At 50.6% G+C, this 9,879-nt stretch carries 10 protein-coding genes; 4 read left to right on the top strand and 6 right to left on the bottom strand.

The window, feature by feature from the left end:
* The 3 genes from Q0362_RS08340 to Q0362_RS08330 form a co-directional block, all read left to right on the top strand.
* Positions 1-1,356 (top strand): cbb3-type cytochrome c oxidase subunit I (locus tag Q0362_RS08340; RefSeq protein WP_298122476.1); only part of this gene is annotated, 1,356 nt, incomplete at its 5' end.
* A gap of 5 nt (positions 1,357-1,361) precedes the next feature.
* Entirely contained in the window at positions 1,362-1,781 is a 420-nt protein-coding gene (locus Q0362_RS08335; protein ID WP_280795155.1) for a cytochrome c oxidase subunit 4, read from the top strand.
* 72 nt (positions 1,782-1,853) lie between these two features.
* Positions 1,854-2,468 (top strand): GyrI-like domain-containing protein, encoded by a 615-nt coding sequence (locus Q0362_RS08330; protein ID WP_298122473.1) that lies wholly within the window; start codon positions 1,854-1,856, stop codon positions 2,466-2,468.
* Between the two features lie 50 nt (positions 2,469-2,518).
* Here Q0362_RS08330 and Q0362_RS08325 read toward each other — a convergent pair whose 3' ends face one another.
* From Q0362_RS08325 to Q0362_RS08310, 4 genes are read right to left on the bottom strand one after another with little or no spacing between them, the layout of a single operon-like run.
* The gene (locus tag Q0362_RS08325) at positions 2,519-4,120 is read right to left on the bottom strand and encodes a cytochrome bc complex cytochrome b subunit (protein WP_298122472.1); all 1,602 of its coding nucleotides are present in this window, start codon (positions 4,118-4,120) and stop codon (positions 2,519-2,521) included.
* Complete coding sequence (locus Q0362_RS08320; RefSeq protein WP_298122471.1) at positions 4,117-5,181, bottom strand: ubiquinol-cytochrome c reductase iron-sulfur subunit; 1,065 nt, start codon at positions 5,179-5,181, stop codon at positions 4,117-4,119. Before Q0362_RS08320 ends, Q0362_RS08325 begins: the two co-directional genes overlap by 4 nt.
* Positions 5,182-5,221: 40 nt before the next feature.
* The gene (locus Q0362_RS08315) at positions 5,222-6,016 is read right to left on the bottom strand and encodes a c-type cytochrome (protein WP_298122470.1); all 795 of its coding nucleotides are present in this window, start codon (positions 6,014-6,016) and stop codon (positions 5,222-5,224) included.
* A 34-nt stretch (positions 6,017-6,050) separates the two neighbouring features.
* A complete protein-coding gene (locus Q0362_RS08310) occupies positions 6,051-6,680 on the bottom strand; it encodes a heme-copper oxidase subunit III (protein ID WP_298122468.1) in 630 nt (209 codons plus the stop codon).
* Between the two features lie 77 nt (positions 6,681-6,757).
* On the opposite strand from Q0362_RS08310, the gene trpD reads away from it, so the two are divergent.
* Positions 6,758-7,810 carry an anthranilate phosphoribosyltransferase gene (gene trpD / locus Q0362_RS08305; protein WP_298122465.1) on the top strand — a complete coding sequence of 351 codons (1,053 nt, stop codon included), beginning with the start codon at positions 6,758-6,760 and terminating at the stop codon, positions 7,808-7,810.
* On the opposite strand, the gene glpK is transcribed toward trpD, so the two are convergent.
* Positions 7,807-9,339, bottom strand: a complete 1,533-nt coding sequence (gene glpK, locus Q0362_RS08300) for a glycerol kinase GlpK (protein WP_298122462.1) — start codon at positions 9,337-9,339, stop codon at positions 7,807-7,809. The two genes, trpD and glpK, sit on opposite strands and share 4 nt — an antisense overlap.
* A gap of 39 nt (positions 9,340-9,378) precedes the next feature.
* Positions 9,379-9,879: MFS transporter (locus Q0362_RS08295; RefSeq protein ID WP_298122460.1), on the bottom strand; the 501-nt coding region annotated here is incomplete at its 5' end.

Here is a 9,879-nt window from a genome sequence, read left to right as displayed (position 1 = left end):
GCATTCCCGCGTTTGAACATGCTTTCTTTCTGGTTCTACTTCTTCGGTGCATTGATTACTGTTGGTGGATTCCTCACCCCTCAGGGCGCAGCAAGCTTCGGTTGGTTTGCCTATGCTCCTCTTTCGACGTCGACGTTCTCACCTGGCATCGGTTCAAACATGTGGGTAATGGGTCTTGCTCTTGGTGGTTTTGCAACAATCATGGGTTCGGTGAACTTCATCACCACCATCATCACCATGCGTGCTCCTGGTATGACAATGTTCCGTATGTCGATTTTCTCGTGGAACATTCTTGTGACCTCGATCTTGGCCATTCTCGTGTTCCCCGTTCTTGCAGTAGCACTCTTCGGTCTAGCTGCTGACCGCATCTTCGGCGCACACGTCTACGACGCTGCTACTGGCGGAGCAATTCTCTGGCAGCACATGTTCTGGTTCTTCGGTCACCCAGAGGTTTATATCCTTGCCCTCCCGTTCTTTGGTGTGGTTTCGGAAATTATTCCTGTATTCAGCCGCAAGCCCATCTTTGGTTACAAGACATTGGTTTACGCAACCATCTCGATTGGTGCACTTTCAATGACTGTGTGGGCACACCACATGTACGTCACGGGCTCTGTACTTCTGCCATTCTTCGCGCTGCTGACAATGCTTATTGCAGTGCCAACCGGTGTGAAGATTTTCAACTGGATCGGAACAATCTTCCGTGGTTCTGTAACTTTCGAAACTCCAATGATGTTTGCCCTGGCGTTTGTTTTCAACTTCGTCTTCGGTGGTCTGACCGGAATCATCCTGGCCTCGCCAGTTCTTGACTTCCACATGTCTGACTCGTACTTCATCGTGGCTCACTTCCACTACGTCATTGTTGGTGCTTTGATCTTTGCAATGTTTGGTGGTTTCTACTTCTGGTGGCCTAAGTGGACCGGAAAGATGCTCAACGAGCGTTTGGGTATGTGGCACTTCTGGTTGTTCTTCATCAGTTTCCACATGACCTTCCTTGTTCAGCACTGGCTAGGTGTTGTGGGCATGCCACGTCGTTACGCAACCTACTTGCCTGAAGATGGGTTCACCTGGATGAACCAGCTCTCCACTATTGGTGCATTCTTGATGGCAGTTTCATTGCTTCCATTCGTTTTGAATGTGTACCTCACCGCACGTTACGGCGCAAAAGTCACGGTCAACGACCCATGGGGTTACGGACGTTCACTCGAGTGGGCGACAGCTTGTCCTACGCCTCGACACAACTTCACTTCGATCCCACGTATCCGCAGCGAGTCTCCTGCGTTCGACATGAACCACCCGGAGCTTGCTCCTAGTGGTTACACCAGTCAGCCTGCACTCGCCGGAAAGGTAAAGGCCTAACAACAATGAAAAATAATATTGTTATCCTTTTAGTTCTAGGTGCGTATTTCCTCCTGTCAGGTGTCGCCTACATTGTCTGGAATCACCTGGCAGGTAATGAGTTCGAAGCGACTGGTTCGCTTGGTCTCTTGCTATCTGCTGTTCTTGCAGCATTCATTGCTTTCTTCTTGAATATGGTGAACCGCTCTCAAGGTGGAATTCTCCTCCCTGAGGACATGCCAACAGCAGATATCGATGATGCAGATCCCAACATCGGACATTTTGCCCCATGGAGCTGGTGGCCATTAGTGCTTGGCTTCTCTGTTGGTCTTGCATTCCTCGGGCTAGCCGTTGGTTTCTGGATTATCTTCCTGGCTATTCCATTTGTCCTAGTGGCAATCACTGGATGGACCTACGAGTACTACCGCGGGAACTTCGGTCACTAGATCGTAATCTTCATGGAAAGGCCTCAGATTCGCTTCTGAGGCCTTTTCTTTATGCAGATGGGTAACCTTCATATGACAGAGAAACTTGATTTCAAGAAGTATTTGAAGAGCTTCTATGCGCCAAAGAATACAAACTTTGAGTTGGTAGAGCTTCCTCCTCTTCGGTATCTCGCTCTGGACGGATCGGGTTCACCTGAAAGTGACGAATTTAGCTTGGCAATCCAAGCGTTGTATTCCACTGCCTACCCGCTCAAATTCATCTCTAAAGCGGCAACTGGAAAAGATTATGTAATCCCTCCGCTAGAAGCTTTGTGGTGGGCCGAGGATTATTCTGTATTCACCGAAAACACAAGAACTTCCTGGAAGTGGACATTACTTTCCATAATTCCGGAGTGGGTTACCGAGGAGCATTTCAACGCTGCCTTGGCCAAAGCCCTCGCTAAAGGCAGTGATTGTGCAGCAAGCATAGAGTTGAGATTAATTACTGAGGGGCTTTCTTATCAAGCACTCTACACAGGCCCCTTCTCTGGGGAAGGTGCTGTGCTATCCACTTTGCACGATGTCGTGATGCCAGAGAACGGCTATACCTTCAATGGCCTTCACCATGAGATATATCTCAGTGATTTGCGCAGAACAGCTCCTGACAAGCTCAAAACTATTTTGAGGCAGCCAGTAAAACCCTTTTAGCTATAGATATGAAGAAAGCCCCTCCGAAGAGGGGCTTTCTGTCTGTGTGTTTAGTGGTGAGCGTGCTCGAGAGCTTGCTTGTATTCTTCCTGCGAAACAGGAGCAATACGGTCCTCGAAGAAGAAGCGAGACATAGAAGCTCGCATTCGCATGCCACCAGTGATCTTTCCCTGTGGGTTAGGTCGAAGCATGATGGGAGCATTGTCGTTGTAGGAGACAAGCTGCCAACGGTCATATGCGTCAAGCTGCTGGTGCACCTCGGTGTACTCGCCACCGGGAAGACGAACCACGCGACCTGTTTCGAAACCGTGAAGGAGAATCTCACGATCCTTCTTTTGAAGAGCCAGAGCAATTCGCTTTGCGGTCATGAAGGCGACAATGGGTGCAACAATCAGCATGATCTGCAGAGTGTTGATAACACCTTCCATTGTTACCTTGAAGTGCGTAGCAATGATGTCCGAGGAAGCTGCTGCCCAGAGGACTGCGTAGAAGGTAACACCAGCAGCACCGATTGCGGTACGTACAGGTGCGTTACGTGGGCGGTCAAGCAGGTGGTGTTCACGCTTGTCGCCAGTAACCCAAGCTTCTACAAAGGGGTAGGCAAATGCTGCTGCGAGGAAAACAACGAGGAGCAGAACAGGAATGATGATGTTCCACGACCAGGTGTAGCCGAACCAGTAGGTCTCGAGGTGTGGTGGAACCAGACGGAGCGCACCATCAGCAAAACCGATGTACCAGTCAGGCTGTGTACCTGCAGACACAGGGGAGGGGTCGTATGGACCGTAGTTCCAAATCGGGTTGATGGTTACTGTTGCACCGATAAGTGCTACAACACCGAATACCAGGAAGAAGAATCCACCAGCCTTTGCTGCGTAAACAGGAAGGATGGGGAAACCGACTACGTTCTCTTCTGTCTTTCCGGGGCCAGGGTACTGAGTGTGCTTGTGAATGATGACGAACATCAAGTGAAGCACGATGAAAATCAGAACAAAGGCAGGAAGAAGAAGAATGTGCAGTGAGTACAAACGGCCCACAATGTCGGATCCTGGGAACTCTCCACCGAAGAGGAGGAACGTAATCCATGTACCAACTACAGGAAGACCAAGAACCATTCCGTCAATGATTCGCAGACCGTTGCCGGAAAGAAGATCATCGGGAAGTGAGTAACCGGTAAAACCTTCAGCCATTGCGAGAACGAACAGGACGAAACCAATTGACCAGTTCAATTCGCGAGGCTTACGGAACGCGCCAGTGAAGAAGACGCGGAGCATGTGAAGACCGATGCTCGCTACGAAGAGAAGAGCGGCCCAGTGGTGAATCTGTCGCATGAGCAAACCACCGCGGATATCAAAAGAAATATCCAAGGTAGAAGCCATAGCTGCAGACATTTCGATTCCCTTGAGGGGAACGTATGAGCCTTCGTAGTGCACAGGTGTCATAGACGCCTGGAAGAAGAAGGTAAGGAAGCTACCAGTAAGCAGGATGATGACAAAGCTGTACAGAGCTACTTCACCAAGAAGGAACGACCAGTGGTCTGGGAAGACTTTGCGTCCGAATTCCTTAACGGCACCAGAGATGCTGGTGCGTTCGTCGAGGTAGTTCGAGAACTTTCCTACGACACCACTTTGTGCGGGTGCAGTTACGTTACTCAATTAGCACGCTCCCAGAAGCTAGGTCCTACAGGTTCGGTGAAATCGCTTGTCGCAACGAGGTAACCCTCGGCGTCTACAGTGATGGGAAGTTGAGGCAATGGACGTGCAGCTGGACCGAAGATCACTGCACATTCATTTGAAATATCAAACTGCGACTGGTGGCAGGGGCACAGAAGGTGGTGTGTCTGCTGTTCGTAGAGAGCAACAGGGCAACCAACGTGAGTACAAATCTTGGAGTAAGCGACGATGCCCTCGTAAGACCAGCTTTCGCGTTCTTTGCTCGTCCAGTTGAGGTCTTCCTTCTTGAGGCGAACAAGAAGAACAGCTGCCTTTGCTTTCGCATCCAGCATTTCGTGCTCAGGAAGATCAACGAGACCTTCAGGAATAACCTGGAATGCAGAACCGATGGTGAGTTCTGAAGCCTTGATAGGGGTTCCCTGAGGGTCGCGAGTCAGACGCATGCCCTTTTTCCAGAAGGTGTGCTTGAGCTCGTTGTTTGGGTCAACATCCATTGGCGCAAGACCGCGGAAGAGCGCAATAGCTGGAAGTGGGAAGGCAATAAGTGCACCAATCAGACCATTACGAATGAGGGTACGACGGCTGAAACCTGATTCCTCGTCCGATTCACGGAAGATTTCTACGGCACGAGCGCGAGTTTCTTCTGTTCCGCGAACGGGGTGACGGTGGTCAACAGCTTCTTTGTCGGCCATGAGTGCCTTGCCCCAGTGGACAGCAGCAATACCAATAGCAAGAAGAGAGAATGCGATTCCGAGACCCAGGTACAGGGTGTTCATACGAACTGAGTGAACATTCTCAGGCTCGATGGGGAAGAACATGTATGCGTAGACAGCGAAAACGCTGGCTGCGATCGACAAGTAGAAGAGGACGTAGACCGTGCGCTCTGCACGCTTGGCTGCCTTGGGGTCAAGGTCGGTAACGCGTGGTCGGTGTGGGGGCAAACCAGGGTTCGCGAAAGCATCTGGCGCTACAACACCAGTACCAGTTGCTTCTGCGTTGTTCGCAGGAACGATATCGGCTTTGCCACTCTCGTTCTTAGCCATGTTTCTCCTCTAGATTCTTTCTAAACTCGTCGTGAAAGTCTTAGTTGGACTTCGCAGTGACCCATACGGTGAGGGCAACAATGGCACCCAGACCGAATATCCACAGGAAGAGACCTTCTGAAACGGGACCCAGGTTACTCAGTTCAAGTCCACCAGCAGATGGGTTCTCCTGAATGTAGGTCAGGTAAGAGATGATGTCTTTCTTCTCTTCAGGGGTGAGGTTCAAGTCGTTGAACACTGGCATGTTTTGTGGGCCAGTGAGCATTGCTTCGTAAACGTGAACTGCAGCTACACCCTTGAGCTCAGGAGCGTACTTACCTTCGGTAAGTGCGCCACCAGCACCTGCAACGTTGTGGCACATTGCGCAGTTGATACGGAACAGCTCGCCACCGTTGGAAACGTTGCCGCCTTCGAGCTGAGACTGTGAAGGAATTGCTGGGCCTGGAGCCAAGGAAGCTACGTAAGCGGCGAGAGCCTTGGTCTGCTCATCAGTGAACTGAACAGGCTTCTGTTCAGCCTGAGGACCGGACATCTGCATAGGCATACGTCCGGTACCAACCTGGAAGTCAACAGCAGCCGACCCAACGCCAATCAAGCTGGGACCGTTTTCGGTGCCCTGTGCTTGCTGACCGTGACAGGTTGAGCAGTTCGCTGCAAAAAGCTTTTGACCTTCGTCAATCACAGCGGGGGAGCTGAGATCGACTGAAGCAGTTGCTGAAGCAGAGCTAAATGCTGCATATGCTCCACCTGTTGCAACAAGGCCGATCAGGATGAGTGCAACAGATGCCAATGGACCACGACGGCCGTTACGACGAGCTGCCTTCGATTCAGACATGTTCTTACGCATGAAGTTCAATACCGTCCGTTAGTTATCTGAGTACGTAGATGATGAGGAAGAGGCCAATCCAGACCACGTCCACGAAGTGCCAGTAGTAGGAAACGACGATTGCGCTTGTGGCTTCCTTGTGACCAAAGTTCTTGACAGCGTATGCGCGTCCAATAACTAGAAGGAATGCGATCAATCCGCCAGTTACGTGGAGACCGTGGAAGCCTGTGGTGAGGTAGAACGCCGTTCCGTAAGCATTTCCGTTGAACGTAATTCCTTCGCTGACCAACATGGCGTATTCGTAAACCTGACCGGTAACGAAGATGGCTCCAAGTACGTAAGTGAGGAAGAACCACTCAACCATTCCCCACTGGGAAGGCTTCCAACCAGTTGCGCGAGACTGCAAACGCTCTGCCGCAAACACACCAAACTGAGCAGTCACAGAGGACGAAACCAGGATGATTGTGTTAGTCAACGAGAACGGGAAGTTCAGCAATGAAGCATCTTCTGCCCATAGTTCTGGGGATGCGGCGCGCAAAGTGAAGTAAATCGCAAAGAGGCCCGCGAAGAACATGACTTCGCTTCCGAGCCAAACGATAGTTCCGACCGCAACAGGGTTGGGTCGACTCACAGAAGACGATAAGGGGGCTGGTGTAATAGTGGCTGCTGTCACCCTTCCATTATGCCGGAATTCATATTCCTCATGGGTGCAATCGACTCTCGCCACGCTGTACAAGTAGCCTGTTACCTATGGCTGAAAACATCTCCTGGGCTCATTTGCTCAATGCTCTTCTCAATGGCACTGATTTGACCATTTCAGAAGCTGAATGGGCAATGAACCAGATCATTACAGGTAATGCCACCAATGCCCAGATCGCTGGTTTCCTCATTGCTTTGCGCGCAAAGGGAGAAGCAGTACATGAAGTTGTGGGATTCAGAGATGCAGTTTTAGCTAATGCTCTGGAACTTCCCGTTCCCGCTATGGCGCTGGATATCGTGGGCACTGGGGGAGACCGCCACAACACGGTGAATATTTCCAGCACTGCAGCAATCGTTGCAGCAGCAGCCGGTATTCCTGTTGTAAAACATGGAAATAGAGCCGCCAGCAGTGCTTCTGGGTCTTCTGATGTACTTTCAGAACTCGGCATCAACCTCAACCTCTCCAATACAGAGGTCGCTGACGTTCTCGAAGAGACCGGAATCACTTTTGCTTACGCGGCAGCATTCCACCCAGGTTTTCGCCATGTAGCAGAAGCTCGTCGCGAACTAGGCGTTCCCACAATCTTCAATGTTCTTGGTCCTTTGTGTAACCCTGCCCGGCCTGAAGCTTCCGCGGTAGGTGTTGCTCAGCTAGATCGAGTTCCATTGATTACTGGCGTTTTCCGCACACGCGATGCGACAGCACTTGTTTTCCGTGGTGATGATGGTCTCGACGAACTAACGACAACTGGACACAGCCACATTTGGGAAGTTTCTCGTGGGCAAATCGTCGAACACGACCTAGATCCTTCTGACCTCGGCATTGCTCGAGCAAGTTTGGAAGATTTCCGCGGGGGTGAACCCTCCTACAACGCTCAGGTCCTCAAGGACACTCTCGCCGGTGAGCACGGAGCAGTTAGAGACATTGTTTTGCTCAATGCGGCTGCTGGGCTTGTTTCATATGACCTTGCCCAAGATTCCTCTCAGGTTCTTAGGCCCATTACCGAGCGACTATCTGAAAAGTTAGCCATCGCAGCAGAATCTATTGATTCTGGCAAAGCAACTCTTCAACTTGAAAAGTGGGTAGAGGCAACTCAGCGCTAAAGCTGGACTGAGTCCTCATCAATCCAGTTCAAGCTCTTCTCCACAGCCTTGTTCCAGACTCGGAGCAATTTGGCACGTTCTTCGTCGTCAATTTGTGGCAACCACCGTTTTTCTTCTTGCCAAAGTCCGCGAAGTTCATCGGTATTTGCCCAGAATCCAACTGCTAAACCTGCAGCATAAGCAGCTCCTAAAGCCGTAGTTTCCGCCACAACAGGTCGAATGACAGGTACGCCTAGAAGATCTGCTTGGAATTGCATCAAGAGTTCGTTGGCGATCATTCCACCGTCTACACGAACTTCTGTAAGTGCCACACCTGTATCGGCATTGGTGGCATCGAGAACTTCGCGGGTTTGAAAAGCAACAGCTTCAAGTGCAGCTCGCGCAATATGAGCCTTATTGACGAAACGGGTGAGACCAACGATGGCACCACGCGCATCGGGACGCCAATGCGGAGCAAAAAGACCGCTGAATGCTGGAACGAAATACGCTCCACCGTTGTCCGGAACAGACAGTGCAAGTGTCTCTACTTCACTGGCGGAAGAAATGATCCCTAGGTTGTCCCGTAGCCACTGAATCAATGATCCTGTTACAGCAATTGATCCTTCCAGGGCGTAATGAGCCTGGCCATCACCTAATTTGTAAGCAACAGTGGTGAGCAGCCCATTCTGTGAGTGAACAATCTCTTCACCAGTATTGAAAATCAGGAAGTTCCCTGTTCCATAAGTGTTTTTCGCTTCACCGCTCTCAAATGCTGCTTGGCCAAATGTGGCTGCTTGCTGGTCCCCAAGAATTCCCGATACTGGAACCCCAAGAAGTGGAGATACTGATGTCCCATAGATTTCTGACGAGGAGGCAATTGTGGGTAGGAGTTCTCGAGGAATCTGGAACGCATCAAGTAATTCCTCATCCCACGACAGAGTTTCGAGATTCATCAACAATGTTCTCGATGCGTTAGTCACGTCAGTGATGTGCTTACCGCCATTGATTCCACCGGTGAGATTCCAGAGCAACCACGTATCGATAGTGCCGAAAGCTAGCTCTCCAGTTTCGGCTCGTTCTCTCGCTCCTGGAACGTTGTTGAGAATCCACACAATCTTTGATGCTGCAAAATACGTCGCCAAGGGCAAGCCAGTTTTGTCCTTGAAGCGGTTCACATTTGGAACACTAAGACCTTGCTCAGCCACTTCATCGATGATGGACTGCGTTCTTGTGTCTTGCCAGACAATCGCGTTGTAAACAGGGATACCTGTCGACTTATCCCACATAACAGTGGTTTCACGTTGATTGGTGATACCTACGGCTGCAATATCCGCTGCGTCAAGACCGGCTTCTTTAAGCGCGAGCTCGATGACCTTGACAGTGTTGGTCCAAATTTCACGGGGATCGTGTTCAACCCAACCACTTTTAGGAAATATTTGAGTAGTTTCAAGCTGACCAGTTCCGCATTTGGATCCTGCATGGTCGAAAACAATCGCCCGAGTACTAGTTGTTCCGTTGTCTATGGCCAGAACGTATTGTGGCTTGCTCATGGCAGAAACCTATCAGCGCACAGCAGAGTCACGCGAAGGTCAGTCTTTGTTGAGTGGTTTTGCAGCTCCAGCAAAGTACACAGCACACGCAACAAAGAATGCCAGGAGGTAGAACATGTTGAGTAATCCCCAAGCCTGTCCTAGGAAGCCAAGAAGTGGGGGACCAACTAAGAAAGCGATGTAACCAAACGTAGTGACTGTCGCTACTCGCTGGGAAGAGTTTTCCCCGTCTGCAGCTGCTGAAATGAAGAGTGGGAAACCTAATGCCACTCCAGCACCCCAGAGTGCTGCACCAACCCACGCGAAGTAGATAGTGGGGGAGAGGATGACGATAAGTATGCCCACAACACCGGCAATTCCGAGTAGGCGTAACGCAAATACACGCCCAAAACGGTCAACTAGTTTGCCGCCGGAGAATCTTGTGATCACCATCGCCAAAGTCATAATGGCGAAAGTAATTCCTGCGGTTGTCGTGTCCAGTTTGTAGTCATCTACAACAGAAAGTGCCAACCAGTCATTAGAACCACCTTCAGCGAGCGA

Source organism: uncultured Aurantimicrobium sp., assembly GCF_936931525.1.
In the GTDB taxonomy this organism is placed as follows: Bacteria; Actinomycetota; Actinomycetes; order Actinomycetales; family Microbacteriaceae; genus Aurantimicrobium.
The sequence above is the reverse complement of the archived record's forward strand: the minus strand, read 5'-3'. Positions and strand labels throughout refer to the sequence as shown.

Coding starts and splice junctions, on each gene's coding strand:
- Q0362_RS08335 (WP_280795155.1), top strand. CDS start 1,362: ATGAAAAATAATATTGTTATCCTTTTAGTTCTAGGTGCGTATTTCCTC.
- Q0362_RS08330 (WP_298122473.1), top strand. CDS start 1,854: ATGACAGAGAAACTTGATTTCAAGAAGTATTTGAAGAGCTTCTATGCG.
- Q0362_RS08320 (WP_298122471.1), bottom strand. CDS start 5,181: ATGGCTAAGAACGAGAGTGGCAAAGCCGATATCGTTCCTGCGAACAAC.
- Q0362_RS08315 (WP_298122470.1), bottom strand. CDS start 6,016: ATGTCTGAATCGAAGGCAGCTCGTCGTAACGGCCGTCGTGGTCCATTG.
- trpD (WP_298122465.1), top strand. CDS start 6,758: ATGGCTGAAAACATCTCCTGGGCTCATTTGCTCAATGCTCTTCTCAAT.
- glpK (WP_298122462.1), bottom strand. CDS start 9,339: ATGAGCAAGCCACAATACGTTCTGGCCATAGACAACGGAACAACTAGT.